At 52.9% G+C, this 23,457-nt stretch carries 26 protein-coding genes and 1 pseudogene; 14 read left to right on the top strand and 13 right to left on the bottom strand.

Annotated features, from left to right (window positions below; translation table 11 throughout):
• Positions 1 to 15 precede the first annotated feature (15 nt).
• Positions 16 to 528 (bottom strand): hypothetical protein, encoded by a 513-nt coding sequence (locus O6D90_RS04905; RefSeq protein WP_016154204.1) that lies wholly within the window; start codon positions 526 to 528, stop codon positions 16 to 18.
• Positions 528 to 1,313, bottom strand: coding sequence for a winged helix-turn-helix domain-containing protein (locus tag O6D90_RS04910; protein ID WP_016157330.1), 786 nt, complete (start codon positions 1,311 to 1,313; stop codon positions 528 to 530). Before O6D90_RS04910 ends, O6D90_RS04905 begins: the two co-directional genes overlap by 1 nt.
• A gap of 456 nt (positions 1,314 to 1,769) precedes the next feature.
• Between O6D90_RS04910 and O6D90_RS04915 the strand changes: the two genes are divergently transcribed.
• Both O6D90_RS04915 and O6D90_RS04920 read left to right on the top strand, forming a co-directional pair.
• Positions 1,770 to 2,372 (top strand): helix-turn-helix domain-containing protein, encoded by a 603-nt coding sequence (locus tag O6D90_RS04915; RefSeq protein WP_016154202.1) that lies wholly within the window; start codon positions 1,770 to 1,772, stop codon positions 2,370 to 2,372.
• Positions 2,373 to 2,600: 228 nt separating this feature from the next.
• Complete coding sequence (locus O6D90_RS04920) at positions 2,601 to 3,398, top strand: EAL domain-containing protein (protein WP_016157329.1); 798 nt, start codon at positions 2,601 to 2,603, stop codon at positions 3,396 to 3,398.
• Between the two features lie 108 nt (positions 3,399 to 3,506).
• On the opposite strand, the gene sitD is transcribed toward O6D90_RS04920, so the two are convergent.
• The 4 genes from sitD to O6D90_RS04940 are packed head-to-tail and all read right to left on the bottom strand — an operon-like array spanning position 3,507 to position 6,944.
• A complete protein-coding gene (sitD, locus tag O6D90_RS04925; RefSeq protein ID WP_016157328.1) occupies positions 3,507 to 4,358 on the bottom strand; it encodes an iron/manganese ABC transporter permease subunit SitD in 852 nt (283 codons plus the stop codon).
• The gene (gene sitC, locus O6D90_RS04930; RefSeq protein ID WP_016157327.1) at positions 4,355 to 5,212 is read right to left on the bottom strand and encodes an iron/manganese ABC transporter permease subunit SitC; all 858 of its coding nucleotides are present in this window, start codon (positions 5,210 to 5,212) and stop codon (positions 4,355 to 4,357) included. The genes sitD and sitC overlap by 4 nt, the downstream gene beginning before the upstream one ends.
• Positions 5,209 to 6,030: an iron/manganese ABC transporter ATP-binding protein SitB gene (sitB, locus tag O6D90_RS04935; protein ID WP_016154198.1), complete on the bottom strand. Its 822-nt coding sequence runs from the start codon at positions 6,028 to 6,030 to the stop codon at positions 5,209 to 5,211. The genes sitC and sitB overlap by 4 nt, the downstream gene beginning before the upstream one ends.
• On the bottom strand, positions 6,027 to 6,944 hold the full coding sequence (locus O6D90_RS04940) for a metal ABC transporter substrate-binding protein (protein ID WP_016157326.1): 918 nt from the start codon (positions 6,942 to 6,944) through the stop codon (positions 6,027 to 6,029). The genes sitB and O6D90_RS04940 overlap by 4 nt, the downstream gene beginning before the upstream one ends.
• A gap of 188 nt (positions 6,945 to 7,132) precedes the next feature.
• Here O6D90_RS04940 and O6D90_RS04945 point away from each other — a divergent pair, with 188 nt between their 5' ends.
• The gene (locus O6D90_RS04945) at positions 7,133 to 7,477 is read left to right on the top strand and encodes a nitrous oxide-stimulated promoter family protein (protein ID WP_003825888.1); all 345 of its coding nucleotides are present in this window, start codon (positions 7,133 to 7,135) and stop codon (positions 7,475 to 7,477) included.
• A gap of 106 nt (positions 7,478 to 7,583) precedes the next feature.
• Here O6D90_RS04945 and flhA read toward each other — a convergent pair.
• The 6 genes and pseudogenes from flhA to hypA form a co-directional block, all read right to left on the bottom strand.
• Positions 7,584 to 9,661 (bottom strand): annotated as a pseudogene (gene flhA, locus O6D90_RS04950) (formate hydrogenlyase transcriptional activator FlhA).
• Between the two features lie 206 nt (positions 9,662 to 9,867).
• The gene (hypE, locus tag O6D90_RS04955) at positions 9,868 to 10,878 is read right to left on the bottom strand and encodes a hydrogenase maturation carbamoyl dehydratase HypE (RefSeq protein ID WP_016157324.1); all 1,011 of its coding nucleotides are present in this window, start codon (positions 10,876 to 10,878) and stop codon (positions 9,868 to 9,870) included.
• The gene (gene hypD / locus O6D90_RS04960; RefSeq protein WP_016157323.1) at positions 10,875 to 11,996 is read right to left on the bottom strand and encodes a hydrogenase formation protein HypD; all 1,122 of its coding nucleotides are present in this window, start codon (positions 11,994 to 11,996) and stop codon (positions 10,875 to 10,877) included. Before hypD ends, hypE begins: the two co-directional genes overlap by 4 nt.
• Entirely contained in the window at positions 11,996 to 12,268 is a 273-nt protein-coding gene (hypC, locus tag O6D90_RS04965; protein WP_003037411.1) for a hydrogenase 3 maturation protein HypC, read from the bottom strand. The genes hypD and hypC overlap by 1 nt, the downstream gene beginning before the upstream one ends.
• Positions 12,259 to 13,131, bottom strand: a complete 873-nt coding sequence (gene hypB / locus O6D90_RS04970; RefSeq protein ID WP_016157322.1) for a hydrogenase nickel incorporation protein HypB — start codon at positions 13,129 to 13,131, stop codon at positions 12,259 to 12,261. Before hypB ends, hypC begins: the two co-directional genes overlap by 10 nt.
• 52 nt (positions 13,132 to 13,183) lie before the next feature.
• Positions 13,184 to 13,555 carry a hydrogenase maturation nickel metallochaperone HypA gene (gene hypA / locus O6D90_RS04975; protein ID WP_016154191.1) on the bottom strand — a complete coding sequence of 124 codons (372 nt, stop codon included), beginning with the start codon at positions 13,553 to 13,555 and terminating at the stop codon, positions 13,184 to 13,186.
• Positions 13,556 to 13,753: 198 nt separating this feature from the next.
• Between hypA and hycA the strand changes: the two genes are divergently transcribed.
• The 9 genes from hycA to hycI all read left to right on the top strand — a co-directional run bounded on the left by hycA (position 13,754) and on the right by hycI (position 21,630).
• A complete protein-coding gene (gene hycA, locus O6D90_RS04980) occupies positions 13,754 to 14,212 on the top strand; it encodes a formate hydrogenlyase regulator HycA (protein WP_016154190.1) in 459 nt (152 codons plus the stop codon).
• Between the two features lie 141 nt (positions 14,213 to 14,353).
• Positions 14,354 to 14,965, top strand: coding sequence for a formate hydrogenlyase subunit HycB (gene hycB / locus O6D90_RS04985; protein ID WP_016154189.1), 612 nt, complete (start codon positions 14,354 to 14,356; stop codon positions 14,963 to 14,965).
• Positions 14,962 to 16,788 (top strand): formate hydrogenlyase subunit 3, encoded by a 1,827-nt coding sequence (hycC, locus tag O6D90_RS04990; protein ID WP_016157321.1) that lies wholly within the window; start codon positions 14,962 to 14,964, stop codon positions 16,786 to 16,788. Before hycB ends, hycC begins: the two co-directional genes overlap by 4 nt.
• A 2-nt stretch (positions 16,789 to 16,790) precedes the next feature.
• Positions 16,791 to 17,714, top strand: a complete 924-nt coding sequence (locus O6D90_RS04995; protein WP_016157320.1) for a respiratory chain complex I subunit 1 family protein — start codon at positions 16,791 to 16,793, stop codon at positions 17,712 to 17,714.
• A gap of 17 nt (positions 17,715 to 17,731) precedes the next feature.
• On the top strand, positions 17,732 to 19,441 hold the full coding sequence (gene hycE, locus O6D90_RS05000) for a formate hydrogenlyase subunit HycE (protein ID WP_016154186.1): 1,710 nt from the start codon (positions 17,732 to 17,734) through the stop codon (positions 19,439 to 19,441).
• A 9-nt stretch (positions 19,442 to 19,450) separates the two neighbouring features.
• On the top strand, positions 19,451 to 19,993 hold the full coding sequence (gene hycF / locus O6D90_RS05005; RefSeq protein ID WP_016154185.1) for a formate hydrogenlyase subunit HycF: 543 nt from the start codon (positions 19,451 to 19,453) through the stop codon (positions 19,991 to 19,993).
• Complete coding sequence (gene hycG, locus O6D90_RS05010) at positions 19,993 to 20,760, top strand: formate hydrogenlyase subunit HycG (protein WP_003037388.1); 768 nt, start codon at positions 19,993 to 19,995, stop codon at positions 20,758 to 20,760. The genes hycF and hycG overlap by 1 nt, the downstream gene beginning before the upstream one ends.
• Complete coding sequence (locus O6D90_RS05015; RefSeq protein ID WP_003037385.1) at positions 20,757 to 21,167, top strand: formate hydrogenlyase maturation HycH family protein; 411 nt, start codon at positions 20,757 to 20,759, stop codon at positions 21,165 to 21,167. The genes hycG and O6D90_RS05015 overlap by 4 nt, the downstream gene beginning before the upstream one ends.
• Positions 21,160 to 21,630 carry a hydrogenase maturation peptidase HycI gene (gene hycI / locus O6D90_RS05020; RefSeq protein ID WP_088583058.1) on the top strand — a complete coding sequence of 157 codons (471 nt, stop codon included), beginning with the start codon at positions 21,160 to 21,162 and terminating at the stop codon, positions 21,628 to 21,630. Before O6D90_RS05015 ends, hycI begins: the two co-directional genes overlap by 8 nt.
• A 74-nt stretch (positions 21,631 to 21,704) precedes the next feature.
• On the opposite strand, the gene O6D90_RS05025 is transcribed toward hycI, so the two are convergent.
• Positions 21,705 to 21,923, bottom strand: coding sequence for a SymE family type I addiction module toxin (locus O6D90_RS05025; RefSeq protein WP_271143313.1), 219 nt, complete (start codon positions 21,921 to 21,923; stop codon positions 21,705 to 21,707).
• 49 nt (positions 21,924 to 21,972) lie between these two features.
• Here O6D90_RS05025 and O6D90_RS05030 point away from each other — a divergent pair.
• Both O6D90_RS05030 and O6D90_RS05035 read left to right on the top strand, forming a co-directional pair.
• A protein-coding gene (locus O6D90_RS05030) for an IS1 family transposase (protein ID WP_151884388.1) occupies positions 21,973 to 22,670 on the top strand; the annotation gives its coding sequence in 2 pieces (ribosomal slippage) (positions 21,973 to 22,222 and positions 22,222 to 22,670; 699 coding nt in all).
• Positions 22,671 to 22,990: 320 nt separating this feature from the next.
• Positions 22,991 to 23,455 carry an OB-fold putative lipoprotein gene (locus tag O6D90_RS05035; protein ID WP_016157319.1) on the top strand — a complete coding sequence of 155 codons (465 nt, stop codon included), beginning with the start codon at positions 22,991 to 22,993 and terminating at the stop codon, positions 23,453 to 23,455.
• The last annotated feature ends 2 nt before the right edge of the window (positions 23,456 to 23,457 follow it).

Below are 23,457 nucleotides of genomic sequence, written 5' to 3' on the forward strand. Positions count from 1 at the left end.
CAGAACGCTTATTGATTATTCATTTTCCGGCAACGCATAATTCTGGCAGTACAGATAGGGGATCCCCTCTTTGGTAATCAAATACGTCTCTCTATTCAGCGCAAAAAAATCGACGTTGGATACGCTGGTGTTGGTCAGGAAGAAGTCGGGGAGGAGTTCCTGAATGAGACTGGCGGGTGCTGTTTCGCGATTGGAGATTTGGATTTTCTGCGAAATCCAAACCGGGCTTGAGCCGTAGCTGGATTGTGTAAAAAGTACCATGCGTTGCACGGTCTGCTCATTATTTTCGGCATCTTTGATAATGCCATCAATATTCACAATACCTTTGCTGCCGCCGGTTTTGATATCAATGATCCCTCGGAATGAGCTTGTATTGCGTACAATCTCGATGGCAGACCGACAGGTCAGATTATGTAACTGACCATTGTTTTTACTGTACCGGTAGACAGCGGTAACAATTAGCGCAGCAAAACAAAGCAGCAGGATAATACCTGTCTGGATGCGGGGCGTTCGGGAATAAAAATTCATTAGCTATCATACCGTGGGTAATAAACCGACTGACAGGTGTTTTCCTGCCTGTTTTTCATCGGTGAGCGACATACAAGCACAGATAATTTTTTGGATTCAGGGTAGGTGGTGATATAGATAAATTTATGGCTCTGACACAGCCCAGGATTTTTGTTGATAAATGCCGTATGTCGGGAGAAATTACTGGCATCATTATTAAAATAATACTGACAGTCAGTGGGGGCGTTGTCTGCGGTGATATAGCCGGAGAAATAGTTATCACTGGTTTGCCACGGATACATTATAAGCACACAAATTATCAGGGTAATGGCAAGTATGACCATTTCAGCAGTGGTTATCAAAGGTTGGCGCGCTGTGTCATCTGACAGTTCTTCTATGGCGACATCCGGCACTAAAGGTTCTGCTGTAAAAGATACGCTCTCCTCCGGAGTTTCAATCACCTGAATATTGAACTCTTCCTGGATGATCAGCCCTTTGCGGGGGATCGTGGTGATAAGCGGTTGCTCCAGTTCCAGCTGCAGCAAACTTTTGCGCAAAGAGAGAATGCTTTGATAAAAGGCGTTGAAGCTCACCTGGCGGTGATTTTTACCCCAGCCGAATTCCAGTAGTTCGTTTTGGGAAACCACTTGCCCGCGATGTTGAATAAGTAATAAAAGACATAATGACGCCGAGTGTTTGAGTTTTATCCGCTGATTGGGTTGATCTATCCGCGCCAGAGATTGTGTAGCTGGCGTAAATATTATTATTTTTTCAATCAGATAACTGACATTGCCAGTCTCAGACATGATGTTTCTACTCTTGCTGGTGCGCCAGGCGGTTGGCGAGTCATGATACCACTTAGTCCATAAAGACCACCAGTATGGACCCGACCCTGCAGCGAGAACCGCGAAGTGTTTCAATTTCGTATCATAATATAACAACAATGATAACTTTTTAATGAAAATAAACTATATATAAATCAATGTATTGTATCTTTTTGGCTACATTGAAAAGAACAGAAAGATGAAATAACAACGACAAAGATGATTGCCATTAATTCTTTATGGACAGCGTCATATACTGCCTGGCGCCACCACGCGAAAACAGCATGAGTCTGAACGCGTCAACGGCACCAGGGAATGCCGGTGGTAGATGTAGATGGGAATAAATGTCAGCTTGTTGGTGAGCTGACATTTATTTTTCGTGTTGAGTAAAATTCCACCCTCGTTTTGACAAAGCCATAATTTGCGGTAGAGAGTCCCATGTTCCAGAAAGATATTGAAAATGCTGTAGTGCTTGTTGGTGATGAAATGAAAAAGTCAGATAATGCCTGGCTGTCCTTACGCAAAAAACGCCAGCGTATTGATCTGAAGAGTGATGGAAATATCTTGTTTCTGGAGAAAGGGGCCGTCTCTGTTCATCGTGTGGAAAATGATTTAGTGATGGTAAGTATATCTGCACCGGCCATCCTCGGCTTGCCACAAATGCGTACGGAAGTTGCCGGACACTATTTACGTTGTGATACCGATTGTGAAATGTGGGCAATGAGTGCACCCAATGCCGAACTTTTGTTCACTGCAAAGAATCTTTGGAAACATGCATTTGATATTTTAACGCTACATCTGCAACGCTATTTTCAACGAGAAAAATTGCAATCGCATCGTACTATCCGTGAATTGATTATTGAACACCTGAAATATATTTGGTCGATGGAGCCTGAGATGCGTGAAAACACATCTGTGTATACATTCATTCTCGCTCGAAATCATATCTCACGCAGTGCTATCCACAAAGTATTGCAGGAGTTAGTGAGTGACGGAAAAATAATTATGAAGCGAGGGAAACTCTCTTTTTTTGTATGTTAAAGTTAACATTAAAAGCATCTGACGTGTTTTTTTGCACTCAGCTGGAATGATAATGAAAAAACTGGGTTTGTGATTTTTGTTGATTATCAGTATGTTGGTTTTTGTCTTTTTCTTCACCGCTGATGCCAGCTACGCGGAATGTCCATTTTTATCTATAAATTAGTATTTATTTATTAATTTGATATGAATATGATGTTCCCTCCAATAATAACAAAAGTCATATCGCCAATGACCAACGGCAGGCCGGAAAACCTTGAGGCACAGCATAGCCGACTGTTTGGCAACCCTACTACCGATACAACGGATGTTCGCGCTGCACTGCAAAACGCGTTGGATCACAATACCTTTGTCCTGCTGGCCCAGCCTATCGTCAGTACTCGTGGTGATGAATCCTATCATGAGATATTGATCCGCATGCTCAATGAGCACGGGGAATTTCTTTCCCCTGACCATTTTCTGTCGGTTGCACGCGACACAGGGTTAGCACCCGATATCGATCTTTGGGTTATTGAGAACACCCTGAAGTACATGCGCTACCATCCGCTGAGTTGTTTTTCCATTAACCTGGCGCCAGTGACGCTATGTCGTTCAGGTATCGTTGCAAAGATAACTGCGTTGTTGCAGGAATATGTGGTGATTCCGCAACGGATTATTTTTGAGATAACCGAGGCTGATACCCTGTCAGATAAAGAACACACGGCGGATACACTACGCTTACTACGTCAATTGGGATGTCGGATCGCGATTGATGACTTCGGTGCCGGGTTTGCAAGCTATGAACGCCTGATGAACATTGAAGCAGATATTTTGAAGATTGATGGGTCTTTCGTTCGTGGGATTATAAAATGTGAGGTTAGTCGCTATATCATCGAATCTTTCTGCCGGGTTGCGGCAATGAAAGGTATGCAGGTTGTCGCCGAGTTTGTTGAAAGTGCCGAAATCCAGATGCACCTGGAACACATGAATGTCGGGTGGTTACAGGGATACCACATTGGCAAGCCAAAACCGTTGTTCACGTTAGAGTAATCTATAATCCGTTTATTTAAACGTATTATCACGATGCTGTAATCTGCCGATAATATAACCTCCTGGCGGAGGCTATATTAATATCAAGAACATTAGCTGACCAATAATTTACGGATCCTGCAGCTGAAGCTGATTCTCTAAACGCCGATCTCGCAGGGTTGCATAAATAAAGGTAATCACAAACAGCAGGGAAAATAGTACGACGATGGTGGGAGCCGGCGCGCTGTCGATGAAAAATGACAGGTACACGCCCATAAATGAGGTAATGACCGACATCGCCACCGCAAGCCATAAGGCGTGGGAAAATTTCCGCGTCATTAAAATCGCGATGGCGCCAGGTGCAATCAGTAATGAAATTGACAAAATAATCCCTACCGATTTTAGCGTGGCGACAATCGTCAGGGCGATCATGCACAATAGGCCGTAATGCAGCAGTGCGGTGTTAAGCCCACTGGCCTTTGCCTGATGTGGGTCGAACGCATGCAGCAGCAAATCTTTCCATTTAAGTCCGATGATAAGCGCGATCCCCAGAGTAATAACCGCGGTTTGCATGATATCGCTTAACGATACGCCCAGCATGTCGCCGAACAGAATATGATCGAGATGGACTTCTGACTGGATAGAGACGTACAGCACCAGACCCGCACCAAACATCCCGGAGAAAATAATACCCATGATGGTGTCGCGTTTGATGCGGCTGTTATCGTCGAGGTATCCGGTCGCCACCGCGCAGAACAGACCGGCGATAAACGCGCCAATTGCCAGCGGGATGCCCGCAATCCACGCCAGGACAATCCCTGGGAAAACCGCATGACTCATGGCATCGCCCATCAACGCCCAGCCTTTGAGTACTAAAAATACCGACAGCAGCGCGCAAGGCACTGCGACGATGGTAGAGATGACCAGCGCATTAACCATAAAGCTAAACTGAAAAGGTTCCAGCAGCGTTGTTAAGATCATACTTGCTCCTTGTTCACCAGACGGGCGCGGCGGCGATTTGCCAGCAGACCGTGTTTTGGTGCGAAGACAAATGCCAGCAGGAACAGCAGCGTTTGCAGAACGACGATAATTCCGCCGGTTGCCCCGTCCAGCCAGTAGCTTAGCCAGGCGCCGAAAAAGCTGGTCAGGCTGCCGAGCGCCACGGCGATGGTGAGCAGGCGAGGAAAACGATCGGTCAGCAGCCAGGCCGTCGCACCGGGCGTAACCACTAGGCAAATCACCAGAAAGGCGCCGACGGTTTGCAGTGCGGCGATCGTGGAAACGGAGAGCAACGTAAAAAACAACAGTTTCAGCCGACCCGGATTCAGACCGATAGACCGCGCGTGGTTTTCATCAAAAAAGACCACCATCAGATCTTTCCACTTCAAAAACAGAATGGTCAGCGAAATCACGCCGATGATCGCCAGTTGCAGGATATCTTCCGGCGCAATCGCCAGGATGTTACCCAGAATAATGGTCTGGATGTTCACCGACATCGGATTAAGCGACACCATAAACAGCCCGATACCGAAAAAGGACGAAAAAATCAGCCCGATAATGGCATCTTCCTTCAGGCGTGAACGCTGATTGAGAAACAGCATGCTGCCCGCCGCCAGTCCACCGGAAAGAAATGCGCCCAGCGCGAAGGGAAGCCCTAACATATAGGCTCCGGCTACGCCTGGAACGATCGAGTGTGACAGCGCATCGCCAATCAGCGACCAGCCTTTGAGCATCAGATAGCAGGAGAGAAATGCGCACAGGCCGCCGACCATCGCCGAAACCCACATGGCGTTGAGCATGTACTGGTAGCCAAACGGCTCCGTCAGCCAGTTCATGATTGCTCCCCCTCGCTTGCCGCGCGTCGCGAAATAAACGGACGTTCATCATCGGTAATCACGTGTTGTTCACCGCCGCTCAGCGCGACGTGACGCAGAACGCCGCTGAATGCCAGCTCGAGATTCTCGTGGGTAAAGGTGGTTTCGGTTGGCCCACTTGCCAGCACCGTGCCCTTAATCATCACCGTGTAATCGCAAAATTCGGTGACGGATCCCAGATTATGGGTAGAGACCAGCATAGTCCGGCCTTCATCACGCAGTTCACGCAGCAGATCGATGATCCGGGCCTCGGTTTTCACATCCACGCCGGTGAAGGGTTCATCCAGTAAAATAACCTGCCCGTCCTGTGCGATGGCTCTTGCCAGAAAAACGCGTTTTTTCTGCCCGCCGGACAGTTCACCTATCTGGCGATGGCGATAGTCCAGCATATCTACCCGCGCCAGCGCCGCATCCACGCAGTCGTGATCGATTTGTTTTGGTCGACGCAGCCACCCCATATGGCCAAAGCGGCCCATCATCACTACATCTTCCACCAGTACCGGAAACGACCAGTCCACCTCTTCTGACTGGGGGACATAGGCGATAAGATTCTGTTTGAGCGCCTTATTAACCGGTTGTTGCAGAATAGATATTTCCCCTTTCGCCAACCGGACAAAACCCATCAGCGCTTTAAAAAGCGTTGATTTTCCCGAACCGTTTACGCCGACCAGAGCGGCAATTGAGCCGCCCGGAACCTGAAAAGTGGCATCCCGCAGCGCGGTGTGGCCGTTGCGATACGTCACCGTAACCTGATTCACGGTAATCGCAGATTGACTCATTTTTGGCTCCTTAACCCGTCGTTGATGCCGCTGACGATGGTTTCTGTCGTCACGCGCAGTAAATCCAGATAGGTCGGTACCGGACCATCGGCAGCGCTGAGCGAATCGACATACAGCACGCCGCCGTAATACGCGCCAGACTCGCGGGCGACCTGACGCGCAGGTTTGTCGGACACGGTGCTTTCGCTAAATACGGTAGGGATTTGATGTTTTCTGATCGCATCGATCACTTTGCGTACCTGCTTGGGCGTGCCTTGCTGATCGGCATTGATCGGCCATAGATACAGCTCTTTCAGGCCGTTATCACGCGCGAGGTAAGAGAATGCGCCTTCGCTGGTGACCAGCCAGCGTTTATCAGCAGGGAGCTTCGCCAGTTCTGCATGCAGTGGCGCCAGAGTCTGCTGGATTTTCGCTTTATAATTCTCCGCATTTTTCTGGTAGGTTGCGGCATGGTCGGGATCGTATTTCATCAGCGCATCGCGAATGTTATCCACGTAGATAAGCGCGTTCTCCGCTGACATCCAGGCATGCGGATTCGGTTTGCCGTTGTATGGCCCTTCGCTGATACCCATTGGCTGCACGCCATTTGAGACCATGACCTCCGGTACGCCGGACAAATTTTGGTAGAAGCGGGCAAACCATAGTTCGAGGTTAAGGCCGTTGGAGAGAATAAGCTGTGCGCCTTGCGCCCGTTTAATATCCCCCGGTGTGGGTTGATATTCGTGAATTTCTGCCCCGGGTTTGGTGATGGAACTGACGTCCGCCGCGTCACCTGCCACGTTGCTTGCCATATCGGCAATCACCGTAAAGGTGGTTATCACTTTGAACTTTTCTTTCGCCCAGGCAGGTGACAGCGTAAGCGCCGTGAACACGCAGGCAAGGAGAAATGACTTCAGATGGGGCAGATGCGGCATAGTATCCCTCACAACAAAGTGGTTAATTTATCATCGAATATAGCCTTTGCTATGTTATATAGCACATGGCATAAACAAATGAAAATAATTCTTATTTGCGTAGGGTACTAAGGAATGTATCACCGCCAGGTAATAGTCCTGCGCTTAGTTAAGGTGTATTATTTATGCAACTTAATTATGGAGGCATCATGTCCGGCAAACGTATTGCACGTGAGAAAATGACGATCCAGAGAATGATCTCGCTGTATGAGAGCCAGTGTCCGCAGGCTTCAGATGAACCGGGGCATTACGATGCGTTGTTTGCCTATGCGCAAAAGCGCCTGGATAAATGCGTATTTGGTGAGGAAAAACCGGCCTGCAAACAGTGTCCGGTGCACTGTTACCAGCCCGCTAAACGCGAAGAGATGAAGCAAATTATGCGTTGGGCTGGACCCAGAATGCTCTGGCGTCATCCGATCCTGACCGTGCGTCATCTGATTGATGACAAACGTCCGGTGCCGGAGTTACCCGAGAAATACCAGCGGAAGAAGTGATTTAGCAATTCTATGCCGGATGGCGGCTGCGCCTTATCCGGCCGACAAAGACAAACGCACCAGTGGCGTAGGCCCGATAAGCGTAGCGCTATCGGGCAATAATCCGTTAAACCAGTGCGTCCTTATCAATGCCCAGGCGCTTCATGCGCGAGAGTAACGTTGTGCGTTTCAACCCCAGTCTTTGTGCCGCGCCTTTAGGACCGGCGACAACGCCATTGGTTTCTTTCAGAACGCGCATTATCAGCTGGTATTCATCTTCGCCATCCTGCGCGACTTCGGTCGCCACCGGCGGCGTAGACGGCGCCATAGCGATTACATCCGGCAAGGACAGTTGCAGCACGTTGCCCCGGGTGAGCAGAACCGCGCGTTCTACGACGTTTTCCAGCTCGCGCACGTTACCCGGCCATTCCATGTTGCTCAGCGTACGCAGGGCTTCGGCGGGAATGCTGTCGATATTGCGCCCCATCCGGCGGGCAATTTTGAAGGTGAAGGCTTTCACCAGCAGCGGAATATCTTCCGGGCGCTCGCGCAGCGGCGGCAGATGGATCGGGAAGACGTTCAGTCGATAGTAGAGATCGTTACGAAACTCGCGATCGGCGACCATCTTTTTCAGATCGCGGTTAGTGGCAGCGATCAAGCGAACGTCGGTCTGGATCAGCTTATTGCTGCCCAGACGTTCAAACTCCTGCTCCTGCAGAACGCGCAGCAGCTTGGGCTGAAGCTCCAGCGGCATGTCGCCAACTTCATCGAGAAATAACGAACTTTTGTCCGCCAGTTCAAAGCGTCCAATCCGCTGCGTGCTGGCCCCGGTAAATGCGCCACGCTCATGGCCAAACAGATCGCTTTCCAGCAATCCGGCAGGCATTGCCGCGCAGTTCATTTTCACCATCCGACGGGCGTTACGTCCGCTCAGGTTGTGAATTGCTCGTGCAATCAGCTCCTTACCCGTCCCGGTTTCACCAAGAATCAGGACAGTGCTGTCGCTTTGCGCCACCATTTCGACCTGTTTGAGTACGCTGTACATCGCTTCGCTGCGGCCAATGATTTCTCCGAACTCACTTTCTACGTTGTTGAGTTGTTCAGTCAGCGCCAGGTTTTCATCGACCAGCCGCTCCTTCAGGCGGTGGATTTCCTGGTAGGCGAGAGCGTTATCCACGGCGATCGCCACACGTTCTGCGATTTGGCGCAGCAGTTTGAGATTGGCGGTGGTGAATACTTTCTCTTCACATTGCGCCAGCTTAAGTACGCCGAGCATATTATTGCCGGACATCAGCGGCAGCAGGCACGAGTCTGTAGCTGGTTGCCCCAGGTTTCGAACAACATTCTTTCGTAAGGGGCCAGGGTATCGCGTTCGCTCAGGTTAATCAGCAGCATCTCTTTACTTTTGAAGACCCGTTCAGAGAGCGTGCCGGCTTCGTCCACTTCACTTTGTTCGTGTGCCGGATGATGTTCATCCAGATAGTGAGTGGAATAAATGCTGAGCTTGTTTTTGCGATCGCTGCGTAACACGATGCTGATGGCATCAATGTCGAAGTAGTGATGGATCTCTTTGGCAACTTCGCTGACCAGCTCATCAATATCCAGGCGGGAGAGCACAGCATTGGTGATGGCGACCAGGATGCGAAAGTTATCACGCTCACGGCACAGGAGATCGTAATCGACATTGTTGCTGACCCGGCTTTGAATTTGTTCAGCAACGACGCCGACTATTTGGGTGAAGGTCTGCAGCCGGTTGTACTCTTTTTCACTCCACGGTTGGTCTTCGTTACGGATAAATTCGCAACCGCCAAAGATTCGCCCATCTGCTGCCAGCGGTAGCAGGCAATAGTGACCAAATTTAGAATACAGTCCGCCAGAGGCCAGCTGTGGCCAGGTTTCGTTAAACTCGTGATAGTTGCAGTGCAGCGCATCGGGGCGAGACAAAATACGGCGTACCGGGCCATGCGCCAGCACCGTTTCGTCTTCATAATCGATGGGGTTACCATTTTCACGCGTCGCAAAATAACGCGCACGCTGCGTTTGTGCCTGCCATAAGACAATAGCCGCGCAGTCGGCCAGCGCTGAACGCTTGACCAGTTGCGAAAGCGCCTCGCTGAGAGACGGCAGGTCGGGCTGCTGTAATAATGTACGAGTAATATCGAACAGGCCTTGCTGTCCGAGGTCACTCATCGGTGTATACGACATATTGCTTTTCCAGGAAAAGCACCGCAGAACGGTGCGAAAACGGTAAATGAATTATAGGTATAAGTCGTAAATTATTGCCGGACTGGTCCAGCTACACGAACCGTAGACCCGATCGGCAAAACGCCATCAGGTGATATTGCAGCGTTAAGGCCGGATGTCGACGCAAATGCGTCTTACCCGGCCTACAGCTTGCTGCCAACCGGCTGTTAGCATATACGAGGTAATGGTTCGGCGTGTGGTAAATCGAGAGTGCGTTTCACGCCGTAGAGTCCGGCAAGACGCACACCTTTGCGTTCTACCACTTCACCAATCATTGCGGCATCGCGTCCTAACGGATGTGCGCGCAGCGCGGCAAGCACCGTTTCAGCAGCCTGACGCTCAACGGCAATCACCAGCTTGCCTTCGTTAGCAAAGTTAAGCGCATCCAGACCCAGCAGTTCGCAAACGCCACGCACCGCGGGCTTCACGGGCAGGGCCGCTTCAGACAGCTCAATACCAAACCCGCATGAGGCGGCAAATTCATGCGTTACCGCATTTACGCCGCCACGGGTCGCGTCACGCAGCGCCTTCACGCCAGGAATATCACGCAGCGTCTGGATAAGCGGTGTCAATACCGCGCAGTCGCTGACCAGTTCGCCATCAAGACCCAGCTGTTCGCGCAGGTTAAGGATAGTTGCGCCGTGATCGCCAAGCGTACCGCTGACCAGCAGCACATCGCCTGGGCCGAGGGTCTGTGCGCCCCAGTGAATGTTGGCGGGGATCGCCCCCATTCCGGCCGTGTTGATGAACAGCTTGTCTGCAGCGCCGCGCTGCACGACTTTGGTATCGCCGGTCACGATGGCGATGCCTGCTTCACGCGCGGTCGCCGCCATACTGTTGACGACGGTTTTCAACGTCTCCATCGGCAAACCCTCTTCGAGGATAAAACCGCAGGAGAGGTAGCGAGGGATCGCGCCGCTGACCGCCACGTCGTTAGCCGTACCGCAGATGGCCAGCTTGCCGATATTGCCACCCGGGAAGAACAACGGATCGATAACATAGCTGTCGGTTGAAAACGCCAGACGATCGCCTTCTGCAACCAGTTGTGCCAGGTCCAGACGGGCCTGATCTTCTTGTTCCGCCAGCCACGGATTAGCAAAAGCCTCCATAAACAGACTGTTGATCAACTGCTGCATAGCCTGACCGCCGCTACCGTGGGCGAGTTGTACGCTGTTCATGCTTCACACTCCTGCTGACGATACTGATACCAGGCGGCACATGCGCCTTCTGAGGAGACCATCAGGGCGCCAAACGCGGTCTCCGGGTTACAGGTTTTGCCAATTAGCGGGCACTGATGCGGTTTGCATCTGCCGGTCAATACCTCGCCGCAACGCGCGCGCGGATCGTCATACACCTGCTGCGGCGCTGGCTGGAAATGCGCTTCGGCATCAAAGCGCTGATAGTCTGGCGTCAGGTGAACGCCAGAGGATTCAATGACGCCCAGACCTCGCCATTCGCTATCGCCATTGACGCAGAACACTTCGGCGATGGCCTGTTGCGCTAGCAGGTTACCGGCGTCCGGCACCACGCGGCGATACTGGTTTTCAACCTGGCTATGCGCGGCAATCTTCTGTTCAATCAACATCACCACGCCCTGCAGCAGATCGAGCGGTTCGAAACCGGCGACCACCAACGGACGATGGAAATCTGAAGCAATGAAATTATAGGCATCGGTGCCAATCACCATGCTGACATGGCCCGGCGCTAAGAAGGCGTCGATGCCGTTGTCCGGCTGTTCCAGCAGGCTGCGCAGCGTAGGGATAAGCGTGATGTGCTGGCAGAAAAAGTAAAAGTTCTGCACGTCACGCTGTTTTGCCTGCTGAAGGGTGATGGCGGTGGTTGGCATTGTGGTTTCAAAACCCAGGCCAAAGAACACAACCTTACGCGTTGGGTTTTCCTGCGCCAGCTTCAGCGCATCCATCGGTGAATAGACGATGCGGATATCCGCGCCGCGCGCTTTGGCTTGTAGCAAAGAACCTTGTTTACCCGGAACGCGCATCGCATCGCCAAAGGTGCAAAAAATCACTTCCGGATGGCTGGCGATTTCCACACAGCTGTCGATTCTGCCCATCGGCAGAACGCATACCGGGCAGCCCGGGCCATGAATAAACTCGACGTTGTCGGGCAACAATTGGTCGAGACCGAACTTGAAGATAGCGTGGGTATGACCACCACACACTTCCATGATGCGCAGCGGGCGTTCAGCAGTGTAGGGGAGGTGTGCGGCACGTTCACACAGGTGCTCTATCAACTGCATCACCTGTTCTGGTGCGCGGTATTCGTCAACAAAACGCATTATTTTTCCTCGCCATACAACAACGCGCCGACATCCGGCTCAACGTCAAACATGTTTTGCAGCGCGTCGAGCGTGTCGCGCGCTTCAGCTTCATTAATGATGCTCATGGCAAAGCCGACGTGGACCAGTACCCACTGGCCCAGACGGGGTTGACCGTGTTCATCGCAGCTTCCGACCAGCGTCAGGTCGACGTCGCGCTGAATACCGCAAACGTCGACTTTGGCCTGGTTGCCATCAATGGTGCGGATTTGACCCGGAACACCTATGCACATCGCTGCGTCTCCAGCCAGGAGAGCCATTGGTCCATGCCTTCGCCACTGGTGGCGGAAATCAGGATAATCTCAATTTCCGGGTTCACTTCCCGGGCGCTGGCGATGCACTTTTCTACGTCAAAATTGAGGTACGGCAGTAGGTCTACTTTGTTGAGCAGCATCAGCGACGCGGCGGCAAACATATGCGGGTATTTCAGCGGCTTGTCTTCGCCTTCGGTGACGGAAAGCACCGCCACTTTATGGCGTTCGCCGAGGTCGAAGCTGGCCGGGCAAACCAGGTTCCCGACGTTTTCAATGAACAGGATGCCGTTGTCTTCAAGCGGCAAACGTGGCGCGGCGTCAGCAATCATTTGTGCGTCAAGATGGCAACCTTTACCGGTGTTGACCTGGATGGCGGGCGTACCTGTGGCGCGAATACGGGCGGCATCGTTAACCGTCTGCTGGTCGCCTTCAATGACGGCGCAAGGCACGCTGTCTTTGAGCTTCATCAGCGTTTCGGTCAGCAGCGTGGTTTTACCGGAGCCTGGGCTTGAGACAAGGTTTAATACCAGATGTTGACGGGCAGCAAAGCGGGCGCGGTTGCGCTCGGCCAGACGGTTGTTTTTATCCAGCACGTCAATTTCCACTTCCAGCATCCGGCGCTGACTCATGCCTGGTGCGTGGGTGCCTGCTTCACCGTGACCGTAATGCAAATCGCCTTCTTCAGTCTGGCTCGGTGTGAAACTGGAGGTCTTCACCCCGGTAATATTCAGCGCCGGACGAGCCGCTGGGGCAAATGGCGCGCTGCGAAACACCGAGTGGGGATTATGCTCATCACCCTCTATATAAAGGTTGCCTTCAGCGCAACCACATGTCGTACACATCGCTCACTCCTGATTTATTACTTGCGATACTTCAGTTGCCGGATGATGACGCTTAGGCGTCGGCATCCGGCGCTGGAGTTTCATCTATTTCAATACGTCGAATCTGTAAGCCGTCATCGGCCACAATTCTCAGCATATCGCTGTTGCATTGCGGACATCTGCGCACGCGTTGCGTCAGTAAGGTGACGTATTGCTGACAAGATTCGCACCAACATTCGGCTTCTTGTTCTTCGAGGTGGAGTTTACAACCTTCTGCAAGGGTCCCGCGGCATACCAGATCAAAACAAAAGGCGAGAGCGCTGGTTTCTACGCAAGAAAATGCGCCAATTTTGAGCCAGACCCCAGTTACTCGTTGAGCACCGTATTGCGTGGCCTGTTGTTCAATCAATTCCAGTGCCCGTTGGCAGAGGGTTATTTCGTGCATACCGCCTCCTATGAAGTTGCCGTATTAAAAGCAATAAACATGCCAGCTTGAATTTTTTCTATCGTGACAATGACGACGATGACGAAATGACATGTCGTCACCGCTCTTTGATTTTTTATCTATATGAAAATTAATGTTTTTAATTTTGGCATGAAATGTGCTTAAAGCTGTTCATCTCTGCTAAACGGGTAACCTGACATGACTATTTGGGAAATAAGCGAAAAAGCCGATTACATCGCTGAACGGCATCGTCGCCTACAGGACCAGTGGCGTATTTACTGCAACTCGCTGGTTCAGGGGATCACCCTGTCAAAAGCGCGTTTGCATCATGCAATGAGCTGCGCTCCGGACAAGGATCTCTGCTTCGTCCTTTTTGAACACTTCACTATCTACGTCACGCTGGCGGACGGCTTTAACAGCCACACCATCGAGTACTACGTTGAAACGAAAGACGGTGATGATAAGCAACTGATTGCACAGGCTGAGTTGACCATCGACGGTAAGGTTGATGAGCGTATCAGCAACCGCGATCGCGAGCAGGTGCTGGAACACTATCTCGAAAAAATCGCCACCGTCTACGACAGCCTCTATACCGCGGTTGAGAACAATATGCCGGTGAATTTAAGCCAGCTGATTGAGGGACATAGCCCGGCTTAAGCCTTGGGTGTGCCCACTTTTGTCATGATGCACTTTCATACTGCGTCACGACGTTTAGGGAATGGGCATGTCGAAAAATGTCGAAATGACATTTTCCAGACATGTTTTCGTCAAAAATGACTATCACCTGAGGAATGCCTGGTGAATCGTTTTGTAATTGCTGACTCCACTCTTTGCATCGGCTGCCACACCTGTGAAGCCGCCTGCTCAGAGACACATCGCCAGCATGGCCTGCAGTCAATGCCGCGCCTGAAAGTGATGTTAAATGAAAAAGAATCCGCCCCGCAGCTTTGCCACCATTGCGAAGATGCGCCTTGCGCCACCGTTTGTCCGGTTAATGCGATTAATCGCGTTGATGGTGCCGTGCAGCTGAATGAAAGCCTGTGTGTAAGCTGCAAACTGTGCGGGATCGCCTGTCCGTTTGGCGCGATTGAGTTTTCCGGTAGCCGTCCGCTGCATATCCCGGCAAACGCCAATACGCCAAAAGCGCCTCCGGCTCCGCCAGCGCCTGCCCGCGTGAGCACGTTGCTGGACTGGGTTCCGGGTATTCGTGCCATCGCGGTGAAATGCGATCTGTGCAGTTTTGACGAGCTTGGTCCGGCCTGCGTACGCATGTGCCCGACCAAAGCCCTGCACCTGGTGAGTAACGTGGATATTGCCCGCGCCAGCAAACGTAAGCGTGAGCTGACTTTTAATACCGACTTCGGCGATCTCACCTTGTTTCAGCAGGCTCAGAGTGGGGATGCAAAATGAGCGCAATTTCACTGATTAACAGCGGCGTAGCCTGGTTTACGGCGGCTGCGGTTCTGGCATTTCTGTTTTCATTTCACAAACCGCTGAGCGGCTGGATTGCCGGGGTTGGCGGTGCGGTTGGCAGCCTGTGTACAGCGGCTGCGGGTTTCACCGTACTGACTAATGCCCTGGCTTTAAGCGGCGTGATGCCGTTTATTGGTCACAGTGTGCAAATTACCCCGTTGAACGCTATCTGGCTGATTACGCTGGGCCTGTGCGGCCTGTTTGTCAGCCTGTACAACATTGACTGGCATCGTCATCCGCAGGTAAAAGCCAACGGGCTGCTGGTGAATCTGCTGATGGCCGCGGCGGTATGTGCGGTGGTTGCCAGCAATCTCGGAACGCTGGTGGTGATGGCGGAAATCATGGCGCTGTGTGCCGTGTTCCTCACCGGCTGCAGCAAAGAGGGCAAACTGTGGTTTGCGCTGGGCCGTGTCGGCACGCTACTGCTGGCTATTGCCTGCTACCTGGTGTGGCAACGCTACGGCACCCTGGAGCTGCGCCTGCTTGACCTGCGCGCACAGGAGCTGCCGCTCGGGTCTGATATCTGGCTGCTGGGCGTGGCGGGTTTTGGCCTGCTGGCCGGGATTATTCCGCTGCACGGATGGGTGCCACAGGCACACGCCAACGCCAGCGCACCGGCTGCGGCGCTGTTCTCTACCGTCGTCATGAAAGTGGGGCTGCTGGGTATTCTCTCCCTGTCGCTGCTGGGCGGTAATGCACCGCTGTGGTGGGGCATTACGCTGCTGGTGCTGGGAATGATCACCGCGTTTGTCGGCGGTCTGTATGCGCTGATGGAGCATAACATTCAGCGTCTGCTGGCATACCACACGCTGGAAAACATCGGCATTATTCTGCTGGGTCTGGGCGCAGGCGTAACCGGAATTTCCCTGAATCAACCTGCGCTGATTGCGCTGGGTTTGACCGGCGGTCTGTACCACCTGGTAAACCACAGCCTGTTCAAAAGCGTTCTGTTCCTGGGCGCAGGCAGCATCTGGTTCCGTACCGGTCATCGTGATATCGAAAAACTGGGCGGTATCGGTAAACGTATGCCGGTTATCTCTCTGGCGATGCTGGTTGGCCTGATGGCGATGGCCGCACTGCCGCCGCTGAACGGTTTTGCCGGTGAGTGGGTTATCTACCAGTCCTTCTTTAAGCTTGGCAACAGTGGTGCTTTTGTCGGTCGTCTGTTAGGACCGTTGCTGGCGGTAGGACTGGCGATTACCGGCGCGCTGGCGGTGATGTGTATGGCGAAAGTCTATGGGGTTACGTTCCTTGGCGCACCGCGCACGAAGGAAGCTGAAAATGCCTGCTGCGCGCCAATTCTGATGGGTGTTAGCGTAGTCGCGTTGGCTATCTGCTGCGTGATTGGGGGCGTTGCTGCGCCGTGGCTGCTGCCGATGATCTCCGCTGCCGTTCCGCTGCCGCTGGAAACCGCGAAAACCACCGTTTCTCAGCCAATGATCACGCTGCTGCTGATCGCATGTCCGCTGCTGCCGTTCATCATCATGGCGATTTTCAAAGGCAACCGTCTGCCATCGCGTTCACGCGGTGCGGCATGGGTGTGTGGTTACGATCACGAGCAGTCAATGGTCATTACCGCACACGGTTTTGCCATGCCGGTGAAAGAAGCCTTTGCGCCGGTACTCAAACTGCGCAAATGGCTGAATCCGGTATCACTGGTTCCGGGCTGGCAGAATGCGGCTGCACCGGTGCTGTTCCGTCGCCTGGCGCTGATTGAGCTGGCGGTACTGGTGGTGATTGTGGTTTCACGAGGAGCCTGAGAATGAGTGTTTTATATCCGTTAATTCAGGCGCTGGTGCTGTTTGCCGTTGCGCCGCTGCTGTCCGGTATTACCCGCGTGGCACGTGCGCGTTTGCACAATCGCCGCGGTCCGGGCGTTTTGCAGGAATACCGCGACATTATCAAACTGCTGGGCCGTCAGAGCATTGCGCCTGCGGACTCCAGTTGGGTTTTCCGCCTGACGCCGTTTGTGATGGTGGGGGTGATGCTGACTATCGCCACCGCGTTGCCGGTAGTGACCGTTGGCTCACCGCTGCCGCAACTGGGCGATCTGATCACCTTAATTTACCTGTTCGCCATCGCCCGATTCTTCTTCTCTATCGCGGGCCTGGATACCGGTAGCCCGTTTACCGCTATTGGCGCCAGCCGCGAAGCGATGCTCGGCGTGCTGGTTGAACCTATCCTGCTGCTGGGTCTGTGGGTAGCGGCGCAGGTTGCTGGCTCAACGCATATCAGCAATATCGCCGATACCATTTATCACTGGCCTGCTGCACGCAGCATTCCGTTGATTCTGGCGCTGTGCGCCTGTGCTTTCGCCACCTTTATCGAAATGGGCAAACTGCCGTTCGATCTGGCAGAGGCAGAGCAGGAGCTGCAGGAAGGTCCATTGACCGAATACAGCGGCAGCGGTTTTGCGGTGCTGAAATGGGGCATTAGCCTTAAGCAACTGGTCGTTCTGCAAATGTTCGTTGGCGTGTTCCTGCCGTGGGGACAGATGGAAACCTTCACCTTGGGTGGGCTGCTGCTGGCGCTGGTGATTGCCGTCGTCAAACTGGTTCTCGGCGTGCTGGTCATCGCCCTGTTCGAAAACAGCATGGCGCGTCTGCGTTTTTGCGCCACTTCACGCGTGACCTGGGCCGGTTTTGGGTTTGCGTTTTTAGCGTTCGTCTCCTTGCTGGTGGCGTGATTTAAGAGAGTTTGAGCATGTCTGAAGAAAAATTAGGTCAACAATATCTCGCGGCGCTGCACCAGGCCTTCCCGGGCGTCGTGCTGGATGAAGCCTGGCAGACCAAAGATCAGCTGACGATCACCGTCAAGGTGAACTACCTGCCGGAAGTGGTGGAGTTCCTGTACTACAAACAGGGTGGCTGGTTGTCCGTGCTGTTTGGTAACGACGAACGTCAGCTGTGCGGTCATTATGCCGTGTACTACGTGCTGTCGATGGAGCAGGGTACCAAGTGCTGGATTACCGTGCGCGTTGAAGTCGATGCCAATAAGCTGGAGTTCCCGTCCGTCACGCCGCGCGTGCCTGCTGCGGTCTGGGGCGAGCGCGAAGTGCGCGATATGTACGGTTTGATCCCGGTTGGTTTGCCCGATGAGCGTCGTCTGGTACTGCCGGATGACTGGCCGGACGAACTCTACCCGCTGCGTAAAGACAGCATGGATTATCGCCAGCGCCCCGCGCCGACTACCGATGCTGAAACCTACGAGTTCATCAACGAACTGGGCGACAAGAAAAACAACGTGGTGCCGATTGGCCCATTGCACGTCACCTCTGATGAACCCGGTCACTTCCGTCTGTTTGTTGACGGCGAGAACATCATCGACGCCGACTACCGTCTGTTCTATGTCCACCGCGGCATGGAGAAGCTGGCGGAAACCCGCATGGGTTACAACGAAGTGACCTTCTTGTCCGACCGCGTGTGCGGCATTTGCGGCTTTGCGCACAGCACCGCCTATACCACCTCCGTCGAGAACGCGATGGGCATCGTCGTGCCGGAACGTGCGCAGATGATCCGCGCCATTCTGCTGGAAGTTGAACGCCTGCACTCGCACCTGCTGAACCTCGGCCTGGCCTGTCACTTTACCGGTTTTGACTCCGGCTTTATGCAGTTCTTCCGCGTGCGTGAAACCTCCATGAAGATGGCGGAGATCCTCACCGGGGCACGTAAAACTTACGGTCTGAACCTGATCGGCGGTATTCGTCGTGATCTGCTGAAAGAGGATATGATCCAGACCCGTCAACTGGCGCAGCAGATGCGTCGTGACGTGCAGGAACTGGTCGATATGCTGCTCAGCACGCCGAACATGGAACAGCGTACCGTAGGTATTGGTCGTCTGGATCCGGAAATTGCCCGTGACTTCAGTAACGTCGGCCCGATGGTACGCGCCAGCGGCCATGCGCGTGACACCCGCGCCGATCACCCGTTTGTGGGCTATGGTCTGCTGCCGATGGAAGTTCACAGTGAGCAGGGTTGCGACGTTATTTCTCGTCTGAAAGTCCGTATCAATGAAGTCTACACCGCACTGAATATGATCGACTTTGGTCTGGACAACCTGCCAGGCGGCCCGCTGGCTGTGGAAGGTTTCACCTACATTCCACACCGCTTTGCGCTGGGCTTTGCTGAAGCGCCGCGCGGGGATGACATTCACTGGAGTATGACTGGCGACAACCAGAAACTGTATCGCTGGCGCTGTCGCGCGGCGACTTACGCCAACTGGCCGACGCTGCGCTACATGCTGCGTGGCAACACCGTTTCCGATGCCCCGCTGATTATCGGTAGCCTCGATCCTTGCTACTCCTGTACCGACCGTATGACCGTGGTCGATGTGCGTAAGAAGAAGAGCAAAGTCGTGCCGTACAAAGAACTTGAGCGCTACAGCATCGAGCGTAAAAACTCGCCGCTGAAATAAGGAATCGCCATGTTTACCTTTATCAAAAAAGTCATCAAAACCGGGGCGCCGACGTCGTCGTATCCGCTGGAGCCGATTGCGGTCGATAAAAACTTCCGTGGCAAACCGGAACACAATCCGCAGCAGTGCATTGGCTGTGCGGCCTGTGTGAATGCGTGCCCGTCGAACGCGCTGACGGTAGAAACTGATCTGGTCACCCATGAGCTGGCGTGGCAATTCAACCTCGGCCGTTGCATCTTCTGCGCCCGCTGCGAAGAAGTCTGCCCGACGGCGGCAATCAAGCTGTCGCAGGAGTATGAACTGGCGGTGTGGAAGAAAGAGGATTTCCTGCAGCAGTCCCGCTTTGCGCTGTGTAATTGCCGCGTATGTAACCGCCCGTTTGCGGTACAAAAAGAGATCGATTACGCCATTGCGCTGCTTAAGCACAACGGCGACAGCCGTGCGGAAAACCACCGTGAAAGCTTTGAGACCTGCCCGGATTGTAAGCGCCAGAAATGCCTGGTGCCGTCTGACCGTATTGAACTGACTCGCCATATGAAAGAGGCCAGCTGATGAGCAATTTATTAGGCCCACGTGACGCCAACGGTATTCCGGTACCGATGACGGTGGATGAATCCATTGCCAGCATGAAAGCGTCGCTGCTTAAAAGCATCAAGCGTTCAGCGTACGTTTACCGTGTGGACTGCGGCGGCTGCAACGGCTGTGAAATCGAAATCTTCGCTACGCTTTCTCCGCTGTTTGATGCCGAACGTTTTGGTATCAAAGTTGTACCATCACCGCGCCATGCGGATATCCTGCTGTTTACCGGCGCGGTAACGCGTGCCATGCGCTCTCCGGCGCTGCGCGCCTGGCAGTCTGCGCCAGATCCGAAAATTTGTATCTCTTACGGTGCCTGCGGTAACAGCGGCGGTATCTTCCACGACTTATACTGCGTATGGGGCGGCACGGATAAAATCGTACCGGTGGATGTGTATATTCCTGGCTGTCCGCCAACGCCTGCGGCTACGCTGTACGGTTTTGCAATGGCGCTGGGTCTGCTGGAACAAAAAATTCACGCGCGTGCGCCAGGTGAACTGGACGAACAACCGGCTGAAATTCTGCATCCGGACATGGTTCAGCCGCTGCGCGTGAAGGTGGATCGTGAAGCACGCCGTCTGGCGGGCTACCGCTACGGTCGCCAGATTGCTGATGACTATATGACACAGTTAGGGCAGGGCGAGCATCAGGTGGCGCGCTGGCTGGAAGCGGAAAACGATCCGCGTCTGACCGAGATCGTCACGCATCTTAATCATGTTGTCGAAGAGGCGCGTATCCGATGAGTGAAACGGTGGTGTTCAGTCAACTGAGCCGTAAGTTTATTGATGAGAACGATGCAACGCCCGCTGAGGCGCAGCAGGTTGTCTATTACAGCCTGGCGATTGGTCACCACCTTGGGATCATCGATTGCCTGGAAGCGGCGTTAACCTGTCCGTGGGATGAATATCTGGCGTGGATTGCCACGCTTGCCGAAGGCAGTGAAGCCCGCCGGAAAATGGAAGGCGTGCCGAAGTACGGCGAGATCGTCATTGATTTCAACCATGTGCAGATGCTGGCGCGCGCGTTCGATGATGCGCGTGCCGTGCAGACCCCGCAGCAGCAGGAGTGGAGCAAGCTGATGCTTAGCATGCTTCACGATATCCACCAGGAAAGCGCCATCTATCTGATGGTGAGGAGACATCGTGACTGACGTTTTATTATGTGTGGGTAACAGCATGATGGGCGATGACGGCGCGGGGCCGCTGTTGGCCGAAATGTGTGCTGCAAATCCTCAAGGTCAATGGGTTGCCATCGACGGCGGTAGCGCGCCGGAAAACGACATCGTCGCCATCCGTGAGTTGCGCCCGCAGCGTCTGTTGATTGTGGATGCCACCGACATGGGGCTAAATCCTGGTGAAATCCGCATTATCGATCCTGATGATATTGCCGAGATGTTTATGATGACCACCCATAACATGCCGCTGAACTACCTGGTCGATCAGCTGAAAGACGACGTTGGCGAGGTGATTTTCCTTGGTATCCAGCCGGATATTGTCGGTTTTTACTACCCGATGACACAGCCGATCAAAGATGCGGTAGATACCGTCTATCAGCGATTAGCCGGGTGGGAAGGACACGGTGGGTTCGCTGAATTAGAGGCACCGGAAGCCTGAGCCTGAGGGCACTGAATACCGGATGGTGTGTCGCATTACCACCATCCGGATAACGTCGACACCCTCGAAACAGACTATTCACCTGCTTGTTCAATAATTAATTTCCCCTGCGTAACCGATACCTTTACCGACGTGCCCGTTGGGAACCCCGCCTGTTCCAGCCAGTCTCCGTTCATCGTGAGTGAAGCATGGCGGCTTATACGTCGCGTAAAACCGGTTTTGCGATCTTCATGCCGTACTCTGACATAGCTGACTTTAAAATGACGTAATGGCTTGTTGATAACCGCGGTGATGCTGCCAACTTACTGATTTAGTGTATGATGGTGTTTTTGAGGTGCTCCAGTGGCTTCTGTTTCTATCAGCTGTCCCTCCTGTTCAGCTACTGACGGGGTGGTGCGTAACGGCAAAAGCACCGCCGGACATCAGCGCTATCTCTGCTCTCACTGCCGTAAAACATGGCAACTGCAGTTCACTTACACCGCTTCTCAACCCGGTACGCACCAGAAAATCATTGATATGGCCATGAATGGCGTTGGATGCCGGGCAACCGCCCGCATTATGGGCGTTGGCCTCAACACGATTTTCCGCCATTTAAAAAACTCAGGCCGCAGTCGGTAACCTCGCGCATACAGCCGGGCAGTGACGTCATCGTCTGCGCGGAAATGGACGAACAGTGGGGATACGTCGGGGCTAAATCGCGCCAGCGCTGGCTGTTTTACGCGTATGACAGGCTCCGGAAGACGGTTGTGGCGCACGTATTCGGTGAACGCACTCTGGCCACACTGGAGCGTCTTCTGAGCCTGCTGTCGGCCTTTGAGGTCGTGGTATGGATGACGGATGGCTGGCCGCTGTATGAATCCCGCCTGAAGGGAAAGCTGCACGTTATCAGCAAGCGTTACACTCAGCGCATTGAGCGGCATAACCTGAATCTGAGGCAGCACCTGGCAAGGCTGGGACGGAAGTCGCTGTCGTTCTCAAAATCGGTGGAGCTGCATGACAAAGTCATCGGGCATTATCTGAACATAAAACACTATCAATAAGTTGGAGTCATTACCGATAACCGCTTCGGCATTACCATTTTTACCAGACATAAACACTCCCTTGTTACGAATAAAACGATGGAAAACTACTGAATAAAATGCCAGTAAAAAGGCGGGAGGGCAAACCCGAAACTGGAAGGCAGATCCAGAAAATAGAATGCAAATAATGAAAGGATGAGAAGTTGATAATAGATGGGGGGAATATTCTCTTCTTTTACTAATACGGGAGTTATATTATATTTCGGCGTTGTTCAGGGAGGTTATATACTCGAATTATTTAGAATTTGAATATATGGGAAGTTAATATACAGGAGTTATTTATGCGTTCAGGTATTCGTTTGGTAAATTTAATTATTATTTCCTCTCTTCTTAGCGGGTGCGAGACGGCGGCTGACGCGTTCTTCTCTGCGGGAGACCGATTATTTCAACCGGGGGAGTCATCAGCTGCGTCAATGCCAACCTTGTCCGTCGCTGATTTTGTCGCGCCCTATACCTTAAATCCTGTTAAAGCCAATAAGGACTATCTTGGTGAATGGGTGAAGCTGCGGGGCGTGGTCATTGATATTCGTAAGGTTAATGGTATTTCCAATGCTTATTCTTATCTTGTCAGCCTGAAAGACGAAAATAATAAAACGAACAACGTGATTCAGTTCCAGTTTGGCTCCCATAATAGTACGAATGTTGAGTCATTACAGATTGGCCGGAGCGCGACAATTATTGGTCAGGTCCACGCGTTGGGCGAAGCGCCTTTGCCGCTGCTGCAAAATCCTAAAGTTGTGCAATAAAA

The organism is Citrobacter sp. 21OH12SH02A-Citro (assembly GCF_027919895.1).
GTDB lineage: Bacteria > Pseudomonadota > Gammaproteobacteria > Enterobacterales > Enterobacteriaceae > Citrobacter > Citrobacter braakii.

Excerpts from the sequence above, each read along its gene's own strand:
- O6D90_RS04905 (WP_016154204.1), bottom strand. The coding sequence starts at position 528 with ATGAATTTTTATTCCCGAACGCCCCGCATCCAGACAGGTATTATCCTG.
- O6D90_RS04910 (WP_016157330.1), bottom strand. The coding sequence starts at position 1,313 with ATGTCTGAGACTGGCAATGTCAGTTATCTGATTGAAAAAATAATAATA.
- O6D90_RS04915 (WP_016154202.1), top strand. The coding sequence starts at position 1,770 with ATGTTCCAGAAAGATATTGAAAATGCTGTAGTGCTTGTTGGTGATGAA.
- O6D90_RS04920 (WP_016157329.1), top strand. The coding sequence starts at position 2,601 with ATGACCAACGGCAGGCCGGAAAACCTTGAGGCACAGCATAGCCGACTG.
- sitD (WP_016157328.1), bottom strand. The coding sequence starts at position 4,358 with ATGATCTTAACAACGCTGCTGGAACCTTTTCAGTTTAGCTTTATGGTT.
- sitC (WP_016157327.1), bottom strand. The coding sequence starts at position 5,212 with ATGAACTGGCTGACGGAGCCGTTTGGCTACCAGTACATGCTCAACGCC.
- sitB (WP_016154198.1), bottom strand. The coding sequence starts at position 6,030 with ATGAGTCAATCTGCGATTACCGTGAATCAGGTTACGGTGACGTATCGC.
- O6D90_RS04940 (WP_016157326.1), bottom strand. The coding sequence starts at position 6,944 with ATGCCGCATCTGCCCCATCTGAAGTCATTTCTCCTTGCCTGCGTGTTC.
- O6D90_RS04945 (WP_003825888.1), top strand. The coding sequence starts at position 7,133 with ATGTCCGGCAAACGTATTGCACGTGAGAAAATGACGATCCAGAGAATG.
- hypE (WP_016157324.1), bottom strand. The coding sequence starts at position 10,878 with ATGAACAGCGTACAACTCGCCCACGGTAGCGGCGGTCAGGCTATGCAG.
- hypD (WP_016157323.1), bottom strand. The coding sequence starts at position 11,996 with ATGCGTTTTGTTGACGAATACCGCGCACCAGAACAGGTGATGCAGTTG.
- hypC (WP_003037411.1), bottom strand. The coding sequence starts at position 12,268 with ATGTGCATAGGTGTTCCGGGTCAAATCCGCACCATTGATGGCAACCAG.
- hypB (WP_016157322.1), bottom strand. The coding sequence starts at position 13,131 with ATGTGTACGACATGTGGTTGCGCTGAAGGCAACCTTTATATAGAGGGT.
- hypA (WP_016154191.1), bottom strand. The coding sequence starts at position 13,555 with ATGCACGAAATAACCCTCTGCCAACGGGCACTGGAATTGATTGAACAA.
- hycA (WP_016154190.1), top strand. The coding sequence starts at position 13,754 with ATGACTATTTGGGAAATAAGCGAAAAAGCCGATTACATCGCTGAACGG.
- hycC (WP_016157321.1), top strand. The coding sequence starts at position 14,962 with ATGAGCGCAATTTCACTGATTAACAGCGGCGTAGCCTGGTTTACGGCG.
- O6D90_RS04995 (WP_016157320.1), top strand. The coding sequence starts at position 16,791 with ATGAGTGTTTTATATCCGTTAATTCAGGCGCTGGTGCTGTTTGCCGTT.
- hycE (WP_016154186.1), top strand. The coding sequence starts at position 17,732 with ATGTCTGAAGAAAAATTAGGTCAACAATATCTCGCGGCGCTGCACCAG.
- hycF (WP_016154185.1), top strand. The coding sequence starts at position 19,451 with ATGTTTACCTTTATCAAAAAAGTCATCAAAACCGGGGCGCCGACGTCG.
- hycG (WP_003037388.1), top strand. The coding sequence starts at position 19,993 with ATGAGCAATTTATTAGGCCCACGTGACGCCAACGGTATTCCGGTACCG.
- O6D90_RS05015 (WP_003037385.1), top strand. The coding sequence starts at position 20,757 with ATGAGTGAAACGGTGGTGTTCAGTCAACTGAGCCGTAAGTTTATTGAT.
- O6D90_RS05035 (WP_016157319.1), top strand. The coding sequence starts at position 22,991 with ATGCGTTCAGGTATTCGTTTGGTAAATTTAATTATTATTTCCTCTCTT.